Source organism: Trinickia camelliae (assembly GCF_053525655.1).
The window spans coordinates 1-20,578 of record NZ_JBCHAA010000020.1 but is presented as its reverse complement, the minus strand read 5'-3'; the positions used below and the strand labels follow the sequence as shown (position 1 = coordinate 20,578).

Annotated in this window: 21 protein-coding genes; 6 read left to right on the top strand and 15 right to left on the bottom strand. The window is 62.6% G+C overall.

What is annotated here, in order from left to right; translation table 11 throughout:
* Positions 1-82: 82 nt before the first annotated feature.
* Both AAHK20_RS27865 and AAHK20_RS27860 read left to right on the top strand, forming a co-directional pair.
* Positions 83-319: a hypothetical protein gene (locus AAHK20_RS27865; protein WP_449184720.1), complete on the top strand. Its 237-nt coding sequence runs from the start codon at positions 83-85 to the stop codon at positions 317-319.
* Positions 320-345: 26 nt separating this feature from the next.
* On the top strand, positions 346-564 hold the full coding sequence (locus AAHK20_RS27860; protein ID WP_449184719.1) for a hypothetical protein: 219 nt from the start codon (positions 346-348) through the stop codon (positions 562-564).
* A gap of 33 nt (positions 565-597) precedes the next feature.
* Here the strand turns inward: AAHK20_RS27860 and AAHK20_RS27855 are convergent, their stop codons facing one another.
* The 3 genes from AAHK20_RS27855 to AAHK20_RS27845 all read right to left on the bottom strand — a co-directional run bounded on the left by AAHK20_RS27855 (position 598) and on the right by AAHK20_RS27845 (position 3,124).
* A complete protein-coding gene (locus tag AAHK20_RS27855; protein WP_449184718.1) occupies positions 598-1,626 on the bottom strand; it encodes an NAD(P)H-quinone oxidoreductase in 1,029 nt (342 codons plus the stop codon).
* 152 nt (positions 1,627-1,778) lie between these two features.
* A complete protein-coding gene (locus tag AAHK20_RS27850) occupies positions 1,779-2,168 on the bottom strand; it encodes a DUF1330 domain-containing protein (RefSeq protein WP_449184717.1) in 390 nt (129 codons plus the stop codon).
* Between the two features lie 158 nt (positions 2,169-2,326).
* Positions 2,327-3,124, bottom strand: a complete 798-nt coding sequence (locus tag AAHK20_RS27845; RefSeq protein WP_449184716.1) for a substrate-binding domain-containing protein — start codon at positions 3,122-3,124, stop codon at positions 2,327-2,329.
* 270 nt (positions 3,125-3,394) lie between these two features.
* Here AAHK20_RS27845 and AAHK20_RS27840 point away from each other — a divergent pair, with 270 nt between their 5' ends.
* Positions 3,395-3,820 carry a lipocalin-like domain-containing protein gene (locus AAHK20_RS27840; RefSeq protein ID WP_449184715.1) on the top strand — a complete coding sequence of 142 codons (426 nt, stop codon included), beginning with the start codon at positions 3,395-3,397 and terminating at the stop codon, positions 3,818-3,820.
* A gap of 124 nt (positions 3,821-3,944) precedes the next feature.
* Here the strand turns inward: AAHK20_RS27840 and AAHK20_RS27835 are convergent, their stop codons facing one another.
* Both AAHK20_RS27835 and AAHK20_RS27830 read right to left on the bottom strand, forming a co-directional pair.
* Positions 3,945-5,561: a flavin monoamine oxidase family protein gene (locus AAHK20_RS27835; protein ID WP_449184714.1), complete on the bottom strand. Its 1,617-nt coding sequence runs from the start codon at positions 5,559-5,561 to the stop codon at positions 3,945-3,947.
* 123 nt (positions 5,562-5,684) lie between these two features.
* The gene (locus tag AAHK20_RS27830) at positions 5,685-7,622 is read right to left on the bottom strand and encodes a thiamine pyrophosphate-binding protein (RefSeq protein ID WP_449184713.1); all 1,938 of its coding nucleotides are present in this window, start codon (positions 7,620-7,622) and stop codon (positions 5,685-5,687) included.
* Positions 7,623-8,209: 587 nt separating this feature from the next.
* Here AAHK20_RS27830 and AAHK20_RS27825 point away from each other — a divergent pair.
* Positions 8,210-8,884 carry a hypothetical protein gene (locus AAHK20_RS27825; RefSeq protein ID WP_449184712.1) on the top strand — a complete coding sequence of 225 codons (675 nt, stop codon included), beginning with the start codon at positions 8,210-8,212 and terminating at the stop codon, positions 8,882-8,884.
* Between the two features lie 179 nt (positions 8,885-9,063).
* Here the strand turns inward: AAHK20_RS27825 and AAHK20_RS27820 are convergent, their stop codons facing one another.
* From AAHK20_RS27820 to AAHK20_RS27805, 4 genes are all read right to left on the bottom strand, one after another.
* A complete protein-coding gene (locus AAHK20_RS27820; protein WP_449184711.1) occupies positions 9,064-10,002 on the bottom strand; it encodes an electron transfer flavoprotein subunit alpha/FixB family protein in 939 nt (312 codons plus the stop codon).
* A 27-nt stretch (positions 10,003-10,029) separates the two neighbouring features.
* Positions 10,030-10,779 (bottom strand): electron transfer flavoprotein subunit beta/FixA family protein, encoded by a 750-nt coding sequence (locus AAHK20_RS27815; RefSeq protein WP_449184710.1) that lies wholly within the window; start codon positions 10,777-10,779, stop codon positions 10,030-10,032.
* A gap of 71 nt (positions 10,780-10,850) precedes the next feature.
* Positions 10,851-12,014 carry an acyl-CoA dehydrogenase family protein gene (locus AAHK20_RS27810; protein ID WP_449184709.1) on the bottom strand — a complete coding sequence of 388 codons (1,164 nt, stop codon included), beginning with the start codon at positions 12,012-12,014 and terminating at the stop codon, positions 10,851-10,853.
* Positions 12,011-13,267, bottom strand: coding sequence for a CaiB/BaiF CoA transferase family protein (locus AAHK20_RS27805; protein WP_449184708.1), 1,257 nt, complete (start codon positions 13,265-13,267; stop codon positions 12,011-12,013). The genes AAHK20_RS27810 and AAHK20_RS27805 overlap by 4 nt, the downstream gene beginning before the upstream one ends.
* Before the next feature lie 209 nt (positions 13,268-13,476).
* Here AAHK20_RS27805 and AAHK20_RS27800 point away from each other — a divergent pair, with 209 nt between their 5' ends.
* Both AAHK20_RS27800 and AAHK20_RS27795 read left to right on the top strand, forming a co-directional pair.
* A complete protein-coding gene (locus AAHK20_RS27800; protein ID WP_449184707.1) occupies positions 13,477-14,364 on the top strand; it encodes a LysR family transcriptional regulator in 888 nt (295 codons plus the stop codon).
* Positions 14,365-14,553: 189 nt separating this feature from the next.
* Complete coding sequence (locus tag AAHK20_RS27795; RefSeq protein ID WP_449184706.1) at positions 14,554-15,420, top strand: LysR family transcriptional regulator; 867 nt, start codon at positions 14,554-14,556, stop codon at positions 15,418-15,420.
* Here AAHK20_RS27795 and AAHK20_RS27790 read toward each other — a convergent pair.
* The 6 genes from AAHK20_RS27790 to AAHK20_RS27765 form a co-directional block, all read right to left on the bottom strand.
* Positions 15,417-15,743 (bottom strand): Rieske (2Fe-2S) protein, encoded by a 327-nt coding sequence (locus AAHK20_RS27790; protein WP_449184705.1) that lies wholly within the window; start codon positions 15,741-15,743, stop codon positions 15,417-15,419. The genes AAHK20_RS27795 and AAHK20_RS27790 overlap by 4 nt on opposite strands.
* 4 nt (positions 15,744-15,747) lie before the next feature.
* On the bottom strand, positions 15,748-16,059 hold the full coding sequence (locus AAHK20_RS27785) for a YciI family protein (protein ID WP_449184704.1): 312 nt from the start codon (positions 16,057-16,059) through the stop codon (positions 15,748-15,750).
* 66 nt (positions 16,060-16,125) lie between these two features.
* Positions 16,126-17,193, bottom strand: a complete 1,068-nt coding sequence (locus AAHK20_RS27780; protein WP_449184703.1) for a maleylacetate reductase — start codon at positions 17,191-17,193, stop codon at positions 16,126-16,128.
* Positions 17,194-17,201: 8 nt separating this feature from the next.
* Entirely contained in the window at positions 17,202-18,668 is a 1,467-nt protein-coding gene (locus tag AAHK20_RS27775; protein WP_449184702.1) for an aldehyde dehydrogenase family protein, read from the bottom strand.
* 37 nt (positions 18,669-18,705) lie between these two features.
* Positions 18,706-19,725 carry a hydroxyquinol 1,2-dioxygenase gene (locus AAHK20_RS27770; RefSeq protein WP_449184701.1) on the bottom strand — a complete coding sequence of 340 codons (1,020 nt, stop codon included), beginning with the start codon at positions 19,723-19,725 and terminating at the stop codon, positions 18,706-18,708.
* Positions 19,726-19,855: 130 nt separating this feature from the next.
* Positions 19,856-20,350: a cupin domain-containing protein gene (locus AAHK20_RS27765; protein WP_449184700.1), complete on the bottom strand. Its 495-nt coding sequence runs from the start codon at positions 20,348-20,350 to the stop codon at positions 19,856-19,858.
* Positions 20,351-20,578: the final 228 nt, after the last annotated feature.

Genomic DNA, 20,578 nt, shown 5'->3' with positions numbered 1-20,578 from the left:
CATTCCGCCTGCCCCGACTTCGCACTTGGATTGTGCGTGACTACGATGATTCCATGGCCCATTAGGCAGGTTGGAGACGGAGATGGCAGTCGCGGAAAGGTCCTTGCGCATGCTGATCGACAAATGGATCGGCAGCACGGGAGCGACATCGGTGCGCGTATCGCTGATGGTGCATGGGTCAGTCAGGCGAAGACGCTGCGTCTGCATTCACCTCGAACGGCCAGCCGGCATGTTCATGCTATTTTTCTTTCGCCACGACGACGGTTCGTGGCATGTCATTCCGCCCGAGACGACAAGGCCTGCCATGAGCGCCTGCTGACGCTCACCCAGCGAAGGAGAGAGTCCATGTCCGCTCAACTCGCCGATTCATCCGCTCCCTCCAGCGAGCACGAGGCCAATCTGCGCGCGTGGATGAGCGCGTGGTTCGATCATGCTGTGGCCGTGGGGTTTGTCCGGCCACCGTTCGTGCTGAAAGACGAGGCCGCCGCCAAGCTCGAAGGCTATTACAGCGTCGGCCTCACGCCGAGCGAAGGGGCCACGGCCTTTTTCGGCAAGCCGCATTGAGCGGCGCGCATTGATTGGCAAATCAGGCCCTGATCACGCAGCGCGATACGCGCTCGTCGTCAGCACGATCTTGCCGATATGTTGCGACGAATCGATCAGCTCGTGAGCGCTGCGCGCATCTTCGAGCGAGAACGCTTTGAAGACTTGTGGCTTGACCGTCCCCGCTTCGATGAACGGCCACACGTTCTGCTCCAGATCGCGAATGATGCGCGCCTTCTCCGCGTAGCTGCGCGCACGCAGCGTCGAGCCGATATGCGTGAGCTGTTTTTGCATCAGCGGCCAGATGTTCAAGTCCTTCGCAGGACCGGCTAACGCGCTCACCTGGACGATGCGCCCGTGCATCGCTGCGGCCTGATAGTTGCGCGCGACGTAGTCGCCCGCGATGATGTCGAGGATCACGTCGACACCCTTGCCATCGGTGAAGCGCTTCACCTCTTCGACGAAATCCGCCTCGTGGTAGTTGATCGCCAGGTCCGCGCCCAGGCGCAGGCTCGCTTGCAGGTGCGCTTCCGAGCCCACGGTCGTGATGATCTTCGATGCGCCGAACGCCTTGGCGAGCATCGTCGCCGTGGTGCCGATGCCGGATGCGCCGCCGTGAATCAGGACGGTTTCCCCCTTTTGCAACCGGCCGCGCTCGAACAAGTTCAGCCACACCGTCAAGAAGGTCTCGGGCATCGCGGCCGCTTCGACCACGCTCAATCCCTTGGGAATGTGCAACGTGGCATTTTCATTCGCCACGGTGTATTCGGCATACCCGCCGCCCGTAATCAACGCGGACACGATTTCGCCCGGCTGAAAGCGCGTGACGCCGCTGCCGACGGCCACCACCTCGCCCGCCACTTCGAGCCCGGGAATATCGGAGGCCCCGGGAGGCGGCGCGTAGAGACCCTTGCGCTGCAGGACGTCCGGTCCGTTCACGCCTGCGGCGTGGATGCGGATCAACACTTCGTCGGCCCCCGGCTGCGGCACGTTGCGCGTGACTGCCGTGAGCACTTCGGGACCACCGGGTTGACTGATCTCGATTGCCGTCATCGAGGACGGCAGGTTGTAGGTTTGCGACATGGAATCCTCTTACTTAAAGTGACCGTTAAAAGCATCGGCTGATGCATGGACGCAAGTATAGGTTCGCAAGAGGATGAATTTATGCTTCAATTTTCATACTGACTGATGCAGATTTGCATCACCATGCCGAGCTGCAGTGCGACTAACGCGAACTATTGCGGGGCTTCTACGGCGATGACGCGGAACGAGGAAGCATATTTGTCGCCAATCTTTCTCGCCTCTTTGAAGGCCGGCGAATTGTAGGCAGCGATAGCCTTGTCCATGTTTTCGTAGCTGACGATCACATAGCGCGCCTTGGGCGGTGTGCCTTCAATCGTGACGTTTTTCCCTCCAGCAACCACCTTGAAACCGGACCCGCCGTCGCTAAGTGCTTTCGTCGCGAGTGGAAGAAACTCCTTCGCGTAACCCTCTGAGTTTGTTACGTCGACTTCTGCAACGACGTAGGCGATTGGCTTAGCCTGAGCATGAAGTCCTTGGATCGCAGCGCCCCCGATAGCAGCGCCAGCGACGAGTGCGATAGCTACTTTGTAATTCGTTTTCATGAAGCGCTCCCTGTTTGGTGGTCAACCCACCATGATCGTGCAAACATACTGTCTGCAGTCGAGCGCAGAAGAATGTGCGGCCGCCGACGGAAAAAGCTGATCTATCCCATGGCGGCAGCCCTTTCGGTGCTCGCTTGTCGGCAGCCCTGCTGCTTCGCTTAGTTCGCAGGCGCTGCCGTGAGCGGTTCGAGCCCGGTCCTCGCAATCGCCGGCGCCGCCTCCGGCGACGACAGAAACCGGATCAGCGCCTCTGCGCCGGCTGGATTTTTCGCAGAGGTGGCGATGCCCCCGGAGAACACCGTGTAGCTTTGTATTTCCGCGGGCAAACTGCCGACCACCGTCACTCCCTTCACCGGCAACAGTTCCACGACCTGCTGAAGCCCGAGCTCCGCTTCGCCGTTCGCCACAATAATAGCCACCCGCTCGTCCGGAACCATGCGGCTCTTGCTTTTTACAAGCCCATCAATGCCAAGACGCGTAAACAGTTCACTGCCGATATAGACTCCACTCGCACTGTCCGGATAGACGATTGACTTCGCCGCGAGCAGCGTGCGGCGCAATGCATCGGCAGAGCTGATGTCCGGTTTCGGCGCCCCCTCGCGAACCACCATGCCGATTGGCGAGCGCGCAAAGTCCACCTTGCTGTCAGGCGCCACCGTGCCGGCCTTGATCTGATCGTCGAGCGCATAACTGACCACAATTAGCACGTCGGCCCACTCGCCACGCGCAAGCCGCACGGGGAAGGCATTCACGGCCGTGCCCACCGCGGGCCCCCAGATGGTGACCAGTGTATCGCCGGTCGCTTCCTCGAATTGCGGTCCCAGTTCGCGATACGCTGGCGCAAACCAGCCCGAGATCATTACCTTGACTTCGCCTGCCAATGCCGCGCTCTGGCCCAGCAACGCGAGCGTCACGCAGAGCGCGAGTGTGCGAACCCTCAGCTTGTGGATAGTCATGGCTCCGCCTCATCTCAATCGGTCCGGATGAACCCACCTCACGCGATATAAGGGTCCAATGCCTCCCGCGGCACATGCAAGCTCTTGTCTTCCGAAAACGCTTCCTGAAGATAAACTGGCGCGCGGCGGTAGGCTTCTTGGACTGCACTTCTCCTTGCTTCGAAATGGCGGATGACACGACGAAAAATTGTGCGGCCGACGGTGCCGGACGACTAGCCGCTAAAATGCGCTAAGACTCATGAGGGGAGTTCATCAATCACAGGAGGGAATATGTCTGAGCGCGCGACAAAGCTCCACGGTTGCTGGCGGTTGGTTTCCTTTGATACCGAGCTTCAGGATTCAAAGGAGCGCACTCAACCGTGGGGCGCTGACCCCAACGGGTACCTTATTTTCGGCTCTGATGGGCGAATGATGGTCCTGGTTACCGCAAGGGCGCGGGAGCCAGGGAATACAGATGAGAAGCTGGTGGCGCTTTTCCGTACGGCGATGGCCTATACAGGACGCTATCGGATAGAGGCGGATCGGTTCATCACAAAGATTGACTCATCTTGGAATGAAGCCTGGAACGGCACTGAGCAGGAACGCTTCTACAAGCTTGACGGAGACACACTCGAGGTCAGTACGGCCTGGATGCTGAATCCGTTAGTACGAGGAAATCCAATAGGAAGGGCTATTCTCCGTTTTAGACGCGAGTAATACTAATCTTGGCAACAGCGCCATCGTCTCCTCCTGTGGGCAGTAGTGGCCGCCGCGACGGAGCCCCCCGGCATCGGACCAGAGGGCTATCGCGATTGCAAAAATCAGCACCTGGTCAAGCCGATCACAGCGCGCCGATGCCGAACTTGCGCAGCACGAGGTCCGCCGTCTGCAAGGCACCTTCGACCCAGCCTTGCGCATCCGAATACGCTTCCCCGCAAATGTAGAGCGGCTTGTTCCCCATCGGCTGCACGATCTGCTGCTTCACTTCCCAGCTCTTCACGCCGATGTTCCAGCTGTTCCATCCACCACCGTACGGATCGTCGCCCCAGTCGCGGAACGCGGCATTCCTGACCTCGGGCGTGTACGACAAGCCGTGCATCGTCGCCAATTGCCGCGCCACTTCCGCGACCATCGGCCGAGGCGCCGCGTACTCGAACCAGGGCAACTCCGTGCGCTTGCCGCTGTCGCCGCCGTCGGCGCCGATGAATGGATCCGCCAGCTCCGCCACTTCCCGGTTGTCCGGCTTGGGCTGCCGGCGCTGCGGCCGCAAGCCGTCCCAGAAGCCGATGTTGGTGCCGTCGTCGTAGCTCGCGAGCAGCATCGACGGTCCACCTGTCGAGGGGAGACCGTCCGACTTCGGCCAGTAATAAACCTGCCGCACCGGCAAGTCCGTCACCGACCTGCCCGCTTCCAACGGAACGTAACTCGTCTTGCCCTTGTCATCCGTCTGATTGCCGCCCGCCGCGCGCCACCAGGGGTTGGCGTAGGTCGTGAACAGCTTGAACAACGGCCGTGGCGTCACGCTCGACGTGAGCCCCTGCACGTCGCCGAGCACGGGGCTGCTTTGCGCCAGCAGGTCGAGCGCGCGCCGCGGCATGGCCAGGATGACGTTGCGCGCACGCACCCGCTTGCCCTTCGCCTTGAACTCGAATGCGCCATCCACCCACTCGAGCGACGACACCGACGCGCCGAGCCGCACCTCGCCGCCCGCCTTCACGAACAGCCCGGCGACGGTCGTCGGCACTTCCTGAAAGCCCTTCTTGAACCCTCTGTACTCCGGATTGACGCCGAAGTCGGACAGAAACCAGGGAATCGCGTCGGCCGCGTTCCAATTGGTCAGCGTCGTGTTGTAGCCGCCCGCATCGACGCCGAGCTGATACGCTTCGCCGTCGATCACGCGCATCAGCACGTTCCAGAACCCTTGCTTGTAGAGCGGCACCCCGTCGAAGCTCGCCTGCTGGGCCATCTCTCTGCGCTTCTCTTCGGTCAGCCCCGCGTCGGTGATGCCCGGCACGATCTGCTCGATCGCATTGACGATGATGGCGCCCGCAGTTTGGCCGCGATCGAGGAAGGACAACTGGTACGGGACCTTGAACGGTTCATTGGTGAAGTCGGACAGCCGCAGATGCACGCCACGCAGATACGCGAGGTTCACCCCCTCGTCGACCGGAAACTTGTAGGTTTCGATTTGCTGACTCGGGGGCAGCGTGTGGTTCAGCGTATCGAGCAGCTTATTGATGAGCGGCTGCACCGCCGGCAGGATGCGCATGCCGCCGAGCTCCGCCACCATGTGCGGATTATCCGGCGGTGCGACCGAGAGGAGCCGTCCGCCGATGCGCTCGCTTTGTTCGAACACGACGATCTTGTGCTTCGAATCGGCCTGCTGCAGGCGCCAGGCGCTGTAGACGCCCGATACGCCCCCGCCCACGATAGCGATGTCGATATGTTCGTCAGCCATGGTCCTGCCTCCTGATTGTCGGAACCTGATTGAGGGTGCTTCGATAGCCGGCCGGCGCCGATCCCGGACGATTGCGCGCACTGCGCCCCGGCGCCGAACGGCGCGTGCGGGGGCGCCCGGCGGTCAGAAGATCAAGTGCAGGTTCGGCAGCTGCTGCGACCCTTCGCTGTTCGCGGACAGAGCGAACGACGCCTGTTCGTGGAACACGTCGAGGGGCGGCTGGGCGATGAAGCGCCGCAGCGCCTTGGCGTAGGCCTGCTGTTGGATCGGTGGCGTGGGCGGCGGATCGCCGGCGGTGCGCACGTCGAGCACGTACGGACGGCGCGACTGCAGCACGTGGTCGATGCCGCGTTTCACGGCGGCATGGACGCTCTCCGGGTGCTTGACGACCTCGCCGGCGACGCCGCCCATGGCTTGCGCGATCGACACGAAGTCGGGAGCGGGCCGCTGGATCCGCAAGTAGTCGGGATCGTTCGTCTTCGGCTTCCAGCCATAGTCGGGCGCCGAGCCGTACGCCTGCACCACCTGCTGCAGTCCCAGCTGCAGCGTGTGGTACTCGTGATTGTTGGTGACGATGTAGAGCACGCCCAGCTCGCGATGGCCGGCGGTCCACCAGGTCTGCGGATAGAACAGCGACGAGCCGTCGCCGATCGCGTTCACCACCAGGCTTGTCTCGATGCTCTGCCAGCCGTCCCGCTCGAGCTTGATGCCGAGCGAGGCCGGCATCGACCAGCCAAGCGAGCCGCCGCCGACACAGTAGTAGCTGATCGGCTCGGCCCCTTCGGTGCCGAGCGGCAGCAGGTACTGGAACGGCGCCGGATCGGAGACGGCTTCGTGGACATAGACGAACTTCCTGCCGAGGCCGCGAGCCTGAACCTCCCGGCGCAGTGCATCGGCGACGACGACGGCCCAGATCTCGTCCTGCTGCATGGCGAGCGAGAGATACCGGTCCCATTTGACACGCCGCTCGGCGTCCAGCTCGCGCAGCCGGTCGTTACGCGCGCCGGCGCCGGGCGGCGGATTCCTGCGCACGATATCGTTGAGGAGCGGCAGCGTGCTCTTGATGTCGCCGAACAGCGCTACTTCGCCGAAATAGTTCTTGCCGATGTCCCACGTGTTGTTGGTCAGGTAGACCTGCTTGACGCTCGGCGGGATCAACGGCCCGTCGGAATACTTGAAGATCGTCACCTGCGCCTGGTTGCTGAAGCCGACCAGGAACGCGACGTCGTGCTTGGCAAAGGTCTGCTGGACGCCCAGCTGGGTGCCGGGCAGCTCGCCCTGCCAGTGGAAGTCGTCGTTCGGATAGTTGGCGAGGCTGCTGAAGCTTTGCAGCACCACCGGCGCGCCGATCAGCTCCGCCAGTTGCTGCAGTTCGCGCCATGCGCCGGCATAGCCGACCGCGTCGCCGCCGACGATGAGCGGATTCTTGGCCTGGGCGAGCAGCGTCGCCGCCTCGCGGATGGCCTCGGCGTCCGCGGTGAAGCGCGGCGAGATCTGCGTGATGCCGGGCAAGCGGTCCGCGTCGCCGATGCGGCGCATCGTGAACTCCCACGGAATCGACACGAATACCGGCCCGGCGGGCGGCGCCATCGCCTCCTTGAAGGCCCGCTGCAGCACCAGCGGCAATTCTTCGGCGGCCCGCACTTCGTGGGCCCACTTCGTGTACTGCCGCGCGATATCGACCAGATTGGACGCGAGCAGCGGCTCCTGGGTCACCAACTCGTTCTGCTGCTGGCAGCAGAGGATCACGAGCGGCACTTGGGAGCGCGCCGCATTGAAGAGATTGCCGACAGCATGCGCGATGCCGGGCGTGACATGGACGACCACCACGCCGGGCTTGTTCGTCATCCGCGCCGAACCCATCGCCGCTCCGATGGCGATGTTTTCGTGCAGGCACTCGATGTACTCGACTTGATTCTCTGGATAAGACGTACCGTCGATGATCGGGATCTCGTTGGTCCCGGGTACGCCGAAGATGTAGTGAATGCCCAGCTCACGCAGTGCATCGAATACGTAGTCGCGCGCCCAGCGCGATTGCTGCCCATCAGACTCGCTTGCCATCACGTCCCCCGAATGGAATGCACTTCCCGCAATTGCCGCGGCGCGCGTCGATTGGCCATGCCGCGTTTAAACTCGATTACGGATGCAGGTATGTCTTATTACGTTTTTATTTCTGACTTACCGTTGTATTGCACAATGCTCCGCCCAGTCGATCAGATTGCCGGATACGACTGGGGAACGACCCGGTAGCAAGGCTTAAAGGCGTGTTATAAGTTCGCGCCATTACAACTTGGCGGTTCCAAACACGTAACTGGGAACTCTGACAGGTGAACGAAACTACGGCCTCCGCTTCAATACTCCGATGTCTAAGTTCCGGCAGGAAAACTTATCCTAACCAGGTGGGTCCGTTGCCGCCGTCTGGGCCAACGTCGCCTACCCGCCTGCGTTAGCAGCGAATCAACCTAAAACCTTTGACGACTCGTGCCTCGGTGCTGGGCGGACGAGTGCCTCGGTTCGGCCCGATCTGTCAAGATAGGCGCCGCCCGACTGACGCGTTTGTGGCGAAAATACACGCCGCATTTTTGATCCGAGAACGCCCGCAAACGATTGCTTATACTCTGTGCACCTCTCTTTTCGAGGCGCATCGTATGCGGCAGGAATGGCTTGAATATCTCCGGCAACTGAGCTGGAACACCCCGATAGCCTTGGCGCTAGCGTCAGCGACGGTCGGCTCGGTTGTCACGCTGTTTTGGATCGCCGCGCGGGATGCCCGGGCGCGCAAGCGGTGCCGACACCACACGGCACTGGAGCTGGCGCTATCGCTCGAGAGCTACGCCAGAACCTGCCGGACAATGATGCATAAGGCCGCTTGGGCGGCGTCGGAGCCGGTCGGCACGGCGAGCGGCGAAGCCTGCAAGAGCGTGTCCATTCCCGCTTTTGCCTACCCGGACAAGTTGCAGTGGGATGTCCTGAGCCGCAAAGTGATCTCCGAGTTGCGCGAATACCCGGCAATGGCCCATGCCGCCCGGGAATATGTGGAAGCATTCCGCGAATTCGGTGAGCCGATCGACCTTTGCGGTCAGGTCGAATACGAATGTGCGAAAGCCGCGATGGCAGCGTTAGCACTGGCTCGGACCACGCGCCGACGGCACGGAGCTGCGACATGGAAGCCAGGTGTCAAAGATTCGGCCATGGAGCGCGAACTGTCCGACTTCATTGCGAACGCTGAAGAAAAACGCAAGGAATCGCTCGAGCGTCGAACTGGACCCACGCTTGGTCGGCGAGCTGACGTACAGCCATTCAAACAACAGCTAAGCGCCTAAGACCTAGACCAGACAAAGGGACATCAATCTGTCGGGCGCCTCGCAGACTCCTTGACGTCGTTCGAGTCTTCATGAAAGCAATGGCCGTTTCCAAAGTTCAACGGCGGTTTGGCTCGTTCTGCAGTCCATCGCGGGGACCCGCCTCCACGATCCGTACTATCTCGTTCCTGTGCATCCTGTTACTCCCCCAGTGCCGCCGTCAGTTCAGGGACCACGGCAAACAGGTCGCCTACCAGCCCATAATCGGCCACGCTGAAGATCGGCGCTTCTTCGTCCTTGTTGATCGCGACGATCACCTTCGAGTCCTTCATGCCGGCCAGATGCTGGATCGCGCCCGAGATACCGACGGCGATATACAGTTGCGGCGCGACGATCTTGCCCGTCTGGCCGACCTGATAGTCGTTCGGCACGTAGCCAGCATCCACCGCTGCGCGCGATGCGCCCAGCGCGGCGCCGAGCTTGTCCGCCAGCGGCTCGAGCACCCGCGTGTAGTTCTCGCCGCTGCCGAGACCACGGCCACCCGACACGATGATGTTCGCCGACGTCAGTTCCGGACGGTCGAGCTTCGTCACTTCACGGCTCACGAACTGCGAGATGCCTGCGTCAGCCGCTGCTTCGATCTTCTCCAAGGCTGCGCTGCCGCCTTCGGCCGCGACGGGATCAAAGCCAGTTGCGCGAACCGTGATGACCTTGATCGCGTCTTGTGATTGAACCGTCGCTATTGCATTGCCCGCGTAGATCGGGCGTTCGAAAGTGTCGGCGCTGACGACAGCCGTGATCTCGCTGATCTGCGCGACGTCGAGCTTGGCTGCGATACGCGGCGCGATGTTCTTGCCGTAGGCAGTAGCCGGCGCGAGGATGTGCGAGTAATCCTTCGCTACGTTCAACACCGTCGCCTCGACGTTTTCCGCAAGGCCTTCAGCCAGTTGCGGCGCGTCAGCCAGCAGCACCATCGACACACCTGCCACCTTCGCTGCCGCGTCAGCCGCGCCTTGCGCATTGTGGCCAGCCACCAGCACGTGCACGTCACCACCGATCTTCCGTGCAGCAGCAATCGTATTCAACGTCGCTGCCTTGAGCGCCGTATTGTCTTGTTCAGCAATTACCAGAATCGTCATTTCATTCGTCTCCGTGTGCCCGAAAAATCACAGCACGTTGGCTTCCGTCTTGAGCTTCTCGACCAGCGTCTTCACGTCGGCAACCTTCACACCGGCGCTGCGCCTGGGCGGCTCGACCACCTTGAGCGTTTTCAGGCGCGGGCTCACGTCCACGCCGAGGTCTTCAGGCTTCAGCGTTTCCAGCGGCTTCTTCTTCGCCTTCATGATGTTCGGCAGCGTCACGTAGCGCGGCTCGTTCAGGCGCAGATCGGTGGTGACCACTGCGGGCAGCGTCAGCGACAGCGTTTCCGCACCGCCATCCACTTCACGCGACACGGTCGCCTTGCCGTCAGCCACGACGACTTTCGATGCAAACGTCGCCTGCGGCAGATTCGCCTGCGCAGCCAGCATCTGGCCGGTCTGGTTCGAGTCGTCGTCGATTGCTTGCTTGCCGAGGATCACCAGTTGCGGCTGCTCCTTGTCGACCAGCGCTTTCAGAAGCTTCGCGACAGCCAGCGGCTGCAGGTCTTCATTCGATTCGATCAGGATCGCGCGGTCCGCGCCGATCGCCAGCGCCGTGCGCAGCGTTTCCTGACATTGCGCGACGCCCGCCGACACCGCGATCACTTCCGTCGCCACGCCCGCTTCCTTCAGGCGCACCGCCTCTTCCACCGCGATTTCGTCGAACGGATTCATCGACATCTTCACATTCGCAATGTCGACACCCGTGTTGTCCGACTTCACGCGGACCTTCACGTTGAAGTCGACAACCCGCTTTACGGGAACTAACACCTTCATTTGATTTCCTTTGCTTGCCATTCAAAGACAAGCCCATGTGGCTGTGCGCTTCTATAGCTCATGACACGGTCTCAGTAAGATTTCGGCAGCCCCAATGCCTTCTCGGCAATGAAGCACAAGATCAGTTGCGGGCTGACGGGCGCAAGGCGCGGAATCCAGGCCTCGCGCATGTATCGTTCGACGTGATATTCCTTCGCGTATCCCATGCCGCCGTGCGTGAGGATCGCGTTCTGGCAAGCGTCGAAGCAGGCTTCCCCGGCCAGGAATTTGGCGGCGTTGGCTTCGGCGGCGCAGGTCCTGTTAGCGTCGTATCGCGACGCGGCCTTCAGCACCATCAGGTTCGCTGCTTCCAGCTCGATCCATGAGCGCGCGAGGGGATGCTGGATGCCCTGGTTCTTTCCGATCGGACGGTCGAACACAACGCGTTCGTTCGCATACTGCGCGGCCCGCTGAAGAGCCGCACGGCCGAGTCCTACCGCTTCGGAAGCAATCAGGATGCGCTCGGGATTCATGCCGTGCAGGATGTACTCGAATCCCTTGCCTTCCTCGCCGATCCGGTCGGCGACCGGGATGATCAGTTCATCGATGAACACCTGGTTCGAGTCGACGCACTTGCGGCCCATCTTCTCGATTTCCCGAACCTCGATGCGAGCGCGATCGAGATCGGTATAGAAAAGCGACAAGCCTTGTGTCCCACTCGCCTCCTCGATCGGGGTCGTGCGCGCCAGCAGCAATATCTTGTTTGCCACCTGCGCGGTGGAGATCCACACCTTTTGACCGGACACGACGTAGTGGTCGCCGCGCCGCGTCGCTCGTGTCCTGAGCTTGAGCGTGTTCAAGCCGGTATTCGGTTCCGTCACCGCAAAGCAGGCCTTGTCTCTGCCCTCGATGAGTGGCGGCAGCCAGCGCCGCTTCTGTTCGTCCGTGCCGTACACGACGACAGGGTGCAAGCCGAAGATGTTCATGTGAACGGCTGAGGCGCCAGACAGGCCGGCACCCGTCGCCGAGATGGTCTGCATCATCAGCGCTGCTTCGGTGATGCCCAGCCCGGCGCCCCCATACTCCTGCGGCATCGCGATGCCGAGCCAGCCAGCGTCGGCCAGCGCGCGGTGAAAGTCTTCCGGAAATCCCCCTTCACGGTCCTTGCGCAGCCAGTAGTCGGCGTCGAAGGGGGCACACACGCGCAGAACTGCGTCGCAGATCTGTTCCTGGTCTTCAGTCAGTTCGAAGTTCATCTCTGTTCCTGTGCTTCAGTGAATGCTGAGGTCATGGTTGAGGTCCGCTCTCCGGTCACTCCAGAGGCCTGAAGCTCGGCAATCTGTGCGGCGGAGTAGCCCAGTTCCTCGAGCACCTCGATCGAGTGCTCGCCAAGGCGTGGCGAGGGTGATACGTCGGGGCACGCGCTGCGCGACCATGCTGTCGGATTGCCGGGGGTGCGCAAGCACCCCTCCGTCGGATGCTCGACTCGCTTGATGAATCCCACCGCGTTCAGGTGCGGATCGTCCAGCAGGTCGAGCGGCGTATTCATCGGCATGTTGGGAATATCCGCGGCATCGAGCAGTTGCCGCCACTCGTGCGTCGTGCGCGTGCGCATCAGCTCGGCCACCTGCGCATAGATCTCGTCGATGTGCTGGGCCCGATTCGTGTGATTCGAGAAGCGGGTATCGCACTCGAAACGTTCACTCTGGCCGGTTGCAGCGAAGAAGGCTTTCCAGTGCTTGTCGTTGTAGATCAGCACGCAAAGATGGCCATCCTTCGTCTCGTAGGGTCGACGATTTGCTGTGAGCAGCCTGGCGTAACCAGGGTCGCCGTTCGACGGATCGAAGCTGAGCCCTCCAAGGTGATCGCCGAGTACGAACTGCGCCATGGCCTCGAACATCGGCACCACGATCGACTGCCCGATGCCCGAGCGTTCGCGCTCGTAAAGCGCAGCAGTCACCGCATAGACCGCATGCAAGCCGGTCACGCGGTCCGCCAGTGTCACCGGCGCATAGCAAGGCGTGTCGGCGCCGTACTGGCTCATCAGCCAGGGCAACCCCGTCGCACCCTGGATCAGGTCGTCATACGCAGACCGGGCCGCATACGGGCCATCCTGCCCGAAGCCACAGCACGACACGTGGACCAGGCGAGGATTGCGAGCCCGCACCGACTCGTAGTCGAGGCCAAGACGTGCCAGCGCCTTGGGGCGAATGTTCGAGATCAGTACATCGCAGCCGTCTACCAGCCTCAACATCGCTTCATGCGCCGCTGGCTGCTTGAGATCCAGCACGACGCTGCGTTTGCCCTGGTTGGCGTGCAGGAAGAGGTGCCCCATGCCCGCGTGATTCATCGGCCCGACATGACGCATGTTGTCGCCTTCGGGGGACTCGATCTTGATGACCTCGGCACCGAGCGCCGCGAGGATCTGGGTGGCGAATGGGCCCATGATCACCGTGGTGAGGTCGAGAATCCTGATGCCGGCGAGCGGCCCGCCACGCCCGGTCTTCATGGCCTGAACTCCGGTTCGATGCATGGCTGGGTGAGGGAACGGCATGTCATGGACGGTCTCCTTTGCTCGCTGCGTTTCCGGCTGCCCTGGCTAAGGCGCGGGAAGCGTCTTGAAGCGTTGATGGGGTTTCGATGAACTGCAGTGTCGGATAGCTGGTAAGATTCGTCCAATACGTAATTTCTAGTTTTTAATATTTTTTTTATCTCACCATGATTCCCGGCCGCCTGCTCAACCAGTTCATTGCCGTCGCCGAAGAACTGCACTTCGCGCGCGCCGCCGCGAGACTGCATATGGCGCAGCCTCCCCTCAGTCAGGCGATCAAGAATCTGGAGGAAATGATCGGGGTGCAACTTCTCGCCCGCTCGAAACATGCTGTGTCGCTGACACCGGCTGGGAGAGCATTCCTGGAGGAAGCACGAGAATTGATCGCACACGGACAGCGGGCGATCGATATCGCCCGGCGCGCAAGCGAAGGGCTCACGGGCAGAATCGCGATCGGTTTCATGGGATCGGTGAGCTATGAGTTACTGCCGCGAATCCTGCGCGAGTTCCGGACACAGTTCCCGGCGATACATGTGGATCTGCGCGAACAGACCTCGGTTGAACAGATAGAGAGCCTGCACGCCGGCAAGCTCGATCTTGGCCTTGTCCGGGTGCCGCTCGTCAACGCGGCCGACCTCAACATGCGCATCATCGAGGTCGAGCGTTTCATCGCGGTCCTGCCGCGAGATCATCGGCTTGCTGCTTGCCGATCGTTGCGCCTGGAGGACCTGTCAGATGCGCCGTTCATGATTTTCCCAGCGGACAAGAGTCCGAGCCTCCACGCGAAATTCCTGATGGCTTGCGACCAAGCCGGATTCAGCCCACGGATCGCTCACGAGGCGTGGCAAATGGCGAGTATGGTGAGCCTGGTCGCTGCGGGGATGGGTGTCGCGTTGCTGCCCGCACAGGTGCGAAACAGCCCGAACCCGGGTGTCGTGTACAAGGATCTCGACAATGATTCCGAGCACCTCGAACTCAAGATTGCCGCAGCGTGGCGTGGTGACAATCTCTCCGCCGGTGTGCATTCGTTGCTTTCCGTTCTAAAGGAAAACTGATCAAACGCTCGCCTCCGAGGTTGTCCCAGGAGCAGAATTCAATCGTAAAGTTAAGCTGGGTAAAAACTCGGGCAGCGTCGATTGCTGCTTCCGGCAGGGGATGCAAGCAAAGGTTCGCAAGAGGATGAATTTATGCTGCAATACTCCCATTGATCGATGCAAATTCGCATCACCCACGGAGACCCCCTCATGAACTGGGACGACACCCGCATCTTCCTCGCCGTGCAGCGCGAACGCACGCTCAGAGGCGCCGCCAAAACCCTCGATATCGATCAAGCCACCGTTGGACGCCGCATCGCCGCGCTAGAGAGCGTATTGGGCGCGACACTGTTTTTGCGCACCTCGGACGGCTACGTGCTGACGCCCGCCGGAGAGCTCGCGCTAAAAGCGGCCGAGAAAATGGAGCAGTTTGCGCACGATCTCGTGCGCCAGACGCAAGGCGTCGACACGCGCCTCGAAGGCGATGTCCGCGTGACCACCACAGATTCTCTCGCGCTCGAATTCCTGATTCCAGCGATCACGCGCCTACATGCCAAGCATCCCGATGTGCGGGTCCTGATGAGCACGTCGACGCAGGTGCTCAATCTCGCGAAGCGCGAGGCCGATATCGCGGTGCGAACGATGAAGCCCGAGAATCCCGATCTGATCGCGCGGCGGCTCGCGCGCTGGCCGACGGGGCTCTTTGCATCAAAGAGCTACTTGAAGAAGCACGGCGAGCCGGAGCCTGGAACCGCGTTCGCCGGCCATGAACTCGTCATGTATCACCCGTACATGACGGGCAACCGCGCACCGACGCTCGCGGGCGAGCCGATCCACGCGGGCCGGATCGTCTCGGCCGTCAATTCGAATCTGATGCTGCGCTCGCAGATCAAGGCGGGGCTCGGCATCGGCGAAATACCGGTTCCGCTCGGCGAGCGCGACGGCCTCGTGCACCTTTGGCCGGGCCATACACGCAACGTGCCCTATGAGGTGTGGCTCGTCACGCATCAGGACTTACGCCACACCGCGCGCATCCGCGCGATGATCGACGAGATCGTGGCCGGCTTTGAAACCTAGGCGTAAATCTCACCGTCCGAATCCACCTCGACGGTCACCGTTTCAAGCTTCGCCCCGGCACAGGGTCCTTCTATGCAGTGCCCATCCTCGAAACGAAACAGCGCGCTATGATGCGCGCACATCAAGACTTGGGCCCGATAGCACGATATCTCCCCAGGCTCGAAGTCGAGCGGCACCGAAAAATGCGGACAACGGTTGACGTAAGCCCACACCTGCTCGCCCCGCCGCACGACCACAATCGAGCGCTCCGCCTCCGCTCGCGCGACGACCCGCGCGCCACCGTCGGGAACGTCGTCGACACGGCACAACGGTATTGCGTCCATCGCCTCACACCCTCCCCTCGGGATTGCCAAGGCTCCAATCCCACGGGCGGACTTCGACCCGCTCGAACAATCCCGCCTGCATGTACGGGTCATTGCTGACGAACGCCATGACGTCGTCGATGGCTTCCGCTTCGATCACGAGCAAGGTGCCGTTCATCGCGTCGCATTGCGGTGCGAGCGTGGGTCCGCCGAGACGGACGAACACGCCGTGCTTCAAAGCGCTCCGCAAGTAGGTGCGATGCACTGAACGGACACGCTCGCGCACATCGCGCATGCCGGGTTTGTCGGTTGCGAAAACCGCGAAGTAGCGTCCCATCGCTTTCAGCTCCGATCCAGAACGACGTTCGTCGACATGACTTCTCCTATGCAATCGGCGCGGCGCTCACGCTGGCGCCACACCCTGCCATGCCCGCTGGAGCAGCGCGCGGATCGCCTCGCGTTCCACCGGACGCGGGTTGGCATACGGACTTTTGCATGCAATATCCGCAGCCTCGTCGAGCCCTTGCTCCGGCATACCGAGCGCCGCAAGCGACGTCGGAACGCCGAGCGCGCGGTTCAACGCGTAGAGCCGTGCCCCCGCCTCGGGGGCGTCGCTGCCGCCCAGCGCGCGCGCCACGCGCGCAAGCGCTTGCGGCGCCGCAGTGTGGTTGTAGTGCGCGGTATGCGGCAACATCGCCGCGTGTGTCTGCGCGTGCGGCAGATTGAACGTGCCGCCGAGCGTATGGCAAAGCTTGTGGTGCAGGGCCATGCCGACCGCGCCGAGGCACACTCCGGCGAGCCATGCGCCGTACAGGGCGCGGCTTCGCATCGCCGCATCGTCCGGCGCCCGGACGATGGCGGGGAGCGCCTCGCCCAGCGCGCGAATCGACTCCTCGGCCATCAGGCTGATAACCGGATTCGCATCTTCGGCGTAGAGCGCTTCCACCGCGTGCGCCATGGCGTTCACACCCGACGCCGCCGAGATGTCGGCCGGCAGCGAAAGCGTGAGCGACGGATCGTAGATCACCGTGCGCGGCAACACGCGCATATCGCGGCCGGTCCGCTTGAGGCGCCCTTCTGTCAGGCCGTAGATCGGCGTCATCTCCGAGCCCGCGTAGGTCGTGGGCACCGCGACGATCGGCAGCGGCGACTCGAGCGCGATCGCCTTGCCGAGCCCGATCGTCGAGCCGCCGCCCACGGCGATGCAACAGTCCGCATCGAGTGCCGCTGCAGCGTCGCGCGCAGCGCGCGCCACCTCGATCGGCACATGCATGACGGCCTGCGCGTGAACACCCGCTGCGCGCGCGCCGAGCACATCCGCCACCCGGTCGGCCAGCGCACGCTGTTCGGGCGTCGCCAGGATCAGCGCGCGCCGCACCCCGAGCCGCTCGACTTCCGCCGGCAGCGTGGCGAGCGAATCCCAGGCGAAGACCACGCGCGAAGGCATGCCCTGATAGACGAAGTGCTCCATCGACGGCCTCAGCGCTTGAAGTGCGGCGGCACGTGGCCGTCGACGTTGACCCAGACCGAACGGGCTTCCGTGTAATCGTGCATGGCCTCGAAGCCCATTTCGCGGCCATAGCCCGACTGACCCACGCCGCCGAACGGGCTGCCCGGATTGACGCGCTTGTAGCAGTTGATCCAGCACATGCCCGCATGAATCTGACCGGCCATCCGATGCGCGCGCGAGAGGTCACGCGTCCAGAGGCCGCTGCCGAGACCGTATGCCGTGCCGTTGGCAATGGCCAACGCCTCCTCGTCGGTGCGAAAACGCAGCACCGTCACGAACGGGCCGAACACTTCCTCCTGCGCCACGCGGTCGTTCGGGCCGGCGGCTTCGACCACCGTCGGGCGCACGTAGTAGCCGTTCGCCAGCGCCGCATCATGCGGGGCGCTGCCGCCCGCGAGCACGCGGCCACCCTCTTCGCGCGCCACGTCGACGAACGCCAGCACGCGGTCCTGATGCTGCTTCGAGGTGAGCGGGCCCATCTCCGTCTCGGGGTCGAGCGGATTGCCGACTCGGATCGAAGAAGCGAGCGAAGTGAAACGCTCGAGGAATGCGTCGGCGATGCGCTCGTGCAGGATGAGGCGCGAGCCGGCAATGCACGCCTGGCCCTGGTTGTGGAAGATCGCCCAGGCTGCGCCGTTGATCGCCGCGTCGAGATCGGCATCGTCGAACACGATGTTGGCGCCCTTGCCGCCCAGTTCGAGCTGCACGCGTTTGAGATTGCCCTGGGACGCCTCGACAATGCGCCGCCCCGTCGCCGTCGAACCCGTGAACGCGATCTTGCCGACGCCTTCGTGCTCCGCGAGCCGCTGACCCGCGGTATGCCCATAGCCCGGAACGATATTGACGACGCCCGCCGGAAAACCGACTTCGGCCATCAACTCGACGATGCGCAGCGTGGAAAGCGGCGTGATCTCGGACGGCTTCAGCACGACCGTGTTACCGGCCGCGAGTGCCGGGCCCATCTTCCAGCTCGTGAACATGAGCGGAAAATTCCACGGCACGATCTGGCCCACCACGCCGATCGGCGCGCGCTGCACGTAGTTGAGAAAGCCCGTTTCGACGGGAATCACCGAGCCTTGCAGCTTGTCGGCCATGCCGCCGAAGTAGCGAAAGCAGGCGGCCGTGCGGGGCACGTCGAGCGCGCGCGAGTCGCGGATCGGATGGCCCGTGTCGAGCGATTCGAGCTGCGCGAGCTCTTCGGCGTTTGCTTCGATGGCATCGGCCAGACGCAGTAGCAGACGGCCGCGCTCGGCGGCGGCCAGCGCGGACCACTTCGGGAACGCGCGCGCGGCGGCGTTCACTGCGAGATCGACGTCGGCGGCGGTGGCTGCGGCGATCTTCGCGATCAGCGAACCGTCGTGCGGATTGAGCACGTCGATCGTGCCGCCTTCGACGGCATCGATGAAGCGGCCGTCGATGAAAAGTTGGGTTTGCATAGATGGACCTTGGTAGATGCGGGCAGGCGAGGCGGCTTCAGAATTCGACCGGATACGGCTTCAGCTCGCCGCTCTCGTAGCGCTTGGGCAGGCCGGGCGTCGCGTTCTCCCAGACCAGCAACATCGAGCGCTTCGTCGAATAGCCTTGGTGACGGATATCTGCCGGCATCGCGCAGATGTCGCCCGCGCGCATCGTGATGCGTGCGCGCGGCGCGCCGGTGTTCTTGTCGCCGATGTCCCAGACGATTTCGTCGGAGAGCTGCAGGAACCACTCGACGCGATCGTTGCCATGAAAGACCGGCAGGATGAATTCCTCGGTGGTCGGGCAGAACAGGCTCTGGCCGCATACCGAGGTCACCGAGGGATTCCACGTGACGTCCGAGCGCGACAGATACTTGAACAGACTGAACGCGTGCAGCTGGCCCTCGAAGCCGGGCTCGACGTGCACTTCGGGCTCGTCCTGCTGCACATCGGCGAACGCGCGATTCACGGGCAGGTCGTCGCGCAGTGGCGAGTCGCCTTCGAGGCCCGGCATGCGGCGCGTCGCGATGCGCGTGCGCTCGATCGCGGCGTCGTTCTCGCCATGCTTGCGGCCGAATGCCGTGCCGGTTTCCTCGGGCGCCGCGAACGGGTCGAAGCCTTCGTTGGTCCAGTCGTGCAGGATCGCCTTGAAGGTCGCCATGATCGTCGGCGTCTCGAACGTCTCCGTGTAATCGACGCCTGCCTCTTTCATGATGCCGTTGAACGAACCGGCGTACGCGTCGACCTTGCCGTAGTGATTGCGCGTGCCGAACACGTGGTCGAAGTTGACCCAGCCGTAGAAGAAACCCCATGCGACGTCGCGCATCATCGCGCGCAGAAACGCGTCGGCGGGGATTGCGTGGGTGCGCGTCTGGCCTTTCGCGGGCCAGTGGATCTTGACGAAGTACTCGTCGCGTGTGAACTCGAACTCGCCGAGCGTGAAGCGGCGATAGCCGGTCACGGCATCGGGCTCGCTCGCGCGCACGGTGTCGGCGGCGAAGCCGCCTGTCAGGTCGAAGGACTCAAGGGTTGCCATGTTGTGTCTCCTGTCGGCCAGAGTTAGCGCTTCAGCGCTTACTCTGGCCCCATGCTGAGGTTGTCTGGAGTTAGCGCTTTAGCGCTTACTCCAGGCCCTCAGCGGATAAGTGATCTGGTGTTTCCGTGTTTCAGTGCAGGCAGATGTCGGCCCACTTCTGCACGGAGAGCTCGCCGAGCATCGTCTGCACGAGCGCCACGCCCGCTTTCCGCGCGCTGAAGCGGTAAGCGCAGCCGGCCGGCAGTAGCGCCTGATGACCGCGGCGCAGCACGACATGGCCCATTGGCCTGCCCTCTGGCTCGTCGCCAGCGCGGACGGTGCCTGTGCCGCTCTTTGGCGGCGCATCGAGCTTGATGAAGTCGACGCGCAGCTCGCCGTCCATGAGGATGACGAACTCATCGTGCGCACAGGCGAACCATTCGGACTGCCCTTCCGTGCGCAGCGTCTCGATCACGTATTCGAGGTTCTTGCCGACGACGACCTTTTCATAGGGCGCCGACTGTGAGGCCACTTCGAAGACATTGGAGAAGACATAGTGGCGGGCTTCGCCGCTCGTGATTTCGATCTCGCCTTTGTCGTAGGCGTCTAGCGAGCCAAAGAAGGTGTGGAATGAGGACTCGGTCATTGCTGTCTCCTGGAACGTTATTGAAGTGTCGTTGGGTTTCACTTTAGGAGCGTAGCGGGGTGGGAACAACCGGTGGTGGGGCGATTACGGTATTTGCGCTTCGCGAATAATCGCGACTGGCAGCTTTGTTCTTGCCGTTCAGGCTTTCGTGGAAACTTTGCCGTTTAGGTTTTCGTGGAAACTTTGAATTCGCGCCGGTCCGTATAGTCCGTCCCTCCCCGGGACCGG

What these genes read in the sequence shown, in the direction of transcription:
- AAHK20_RS27840 (WP_449184715.1), top strand. Translation starts at nt 3,395, where the DNA reads ATGTCTGAGCGCGCGACAAAGCTCCACGGTTGCTGGCGGTTGGTTTCC.
- AAHK20_RS27795 (WP_449184706.1), top strand. Translation starts at nt 14,554, where the DNA reads ATGAACTGGGACGACACCCGCATCTTCCTCGCCGTGCAGCGCGAACGC.
- AAHK20_RS27855 (WP_449184718.1), bottom strand. Translation starts at nt 1,626, where the DNA reads ATGTCGCAAACCTACAACCTGCCGTCCTCGATGACGGCAATCGAGATC.
- AAHK20_RS27825 (WP_449184712.1), top strand. Translation starts at nt 8,210, where the DNA reads ATGCGGCAGGAATGGCTTGAATATCTCCGGCAACTGAGCTGGAACACC.
- AAHK20_RS27765 (WP_449184700.1), bottom strand. Translation starts at nt 20,350, where the DNA reads ATGACCGAGTCCTCATTCCACACCTTCTTTGGCTCGCTAGACGCCTAC.
- AAHK20_RS27780 (WP_449184703.1), bottom strand. Translation starts at nt 17,193, where the DNA reads ATGGAGCACTTCGTCTATCAGGGCATGCCTTCGCGCGTGGTCTTCGCC.
- AAHK20_RS27845 (WP_449184716.1), bottom strand. Translation starts at nt 3,124, where the DNA reads ATGACTATCCACAAGCTGAGGGTTCGCACACTCGCGCTCTGCGTGACG.
- AAHK20_RS27800 (WP_449184707.1), top strand. Translation starts at nt 13,477, where the DNA reads ATGATTCCCGGCCGCCTGCTCAACCAGTTCATTGCCGTCGCCGAAGAA.
- AAHK20_RS27835 (WP_449184714.1), bottom strand. Translation starts at nt 5,561, where the DNA reads ATGGCTGACGAACATATCGACATCGCTATCGTGGGCGGGGGCGTATCG.
- AAHK20_RS27805 (WP_449184708.1), bottom strand. Translation starts at nt 13,267, where the DNA reads ATGAAGACCGGGCGTGGCGGGCCGCTCGCCGGCATCAGGATTCTCGAC.
- AAHK20_RS27770 (WP_449184701.1), bottom strand. Translation starts at nt 19,725, where the DNA reads ATGGCAACCCTTGAGTCCTTCGACCTGACAGGCGGCTTCGCCGCCGAC.
- AAHK20_RS27810 (WP_449184709.1), bottom strand. Translation starts at nt 12,014, where the DNA reads ATGAACTTCGAACTGACTGAAGACCAGGAACAGATCTGCGACGCAGTT.
- AAHK20_RS27830 (WP_449184713.1), bottom strand. Translation starts at nt 7,622, where the DNA reads ATGGCAAGCGAGTCTGATGGGCAGCAATCGCGCTGGGCGCGCGACTAC.
- AAHK20_RS27820 (WP_449184711.1), bottom strand. Translation starts at nt 10,002, where the DNA reads ATGACGATTCTGGTAATTGCTGAACAAGACAATACGGCGCTCAAGGCA.
- AAHK20_RS27860 (WP_449184719.1), top strand. Translation starts at nt 346, where the DNA reads ATGTCCGCTCAACTCGCCGATTCATCCGCTCCCTCCAGCGAGCACGAG.
- AAHK20_RS27790 (WP_449184705.1), bottom strand. Translation starts at nt 15,743, where the DNA reads ATGGACGCAATACCGTTGTGCCGTGTCGACGACGTTCCCGACGGTGGC.
- AAHK20_RS27865 (WP_449184720.1), top strand. Translation starts at nt 83, where the DNA reads ATGGCAGTCGCGGAAAGGTCCTTGCGCATGCTGATCGACAAATGGATC.
- AAHK20_RS27815 (WP_449184710.1), bottom strand. Translation starts at nt 10,779, where the DNA reads ATGAAGGTGTTAGTTCCCGTAAAGCGGGTTGTCGACTTCAACGTGAAG.
- AAHK20_RS27785 (WP_449184704.1), bottom strand. Translation starts at nt 16,059, where the DNA reads ATGGGACGCTACTTCGCGGTTTTCGCAACCGACAAACCCGGCATGCGC.
- AAHK20_RS27850 (WP_449184717.1), bottom strand. Translation starts at nt 2,168, where the DNA reads ATGAAAACGAATTACAAAGTAGCTATCGCACTCGTCGCTGGCGCTGCT.
- AAHK20_RS27775 (WP_449184702.1), bottom strand. Translation starts at nt 18,668, where the DNA reads ATGCAAACCCAACTTTTCATCGACGGCCGCTTCATCGATGCCGTCGAA.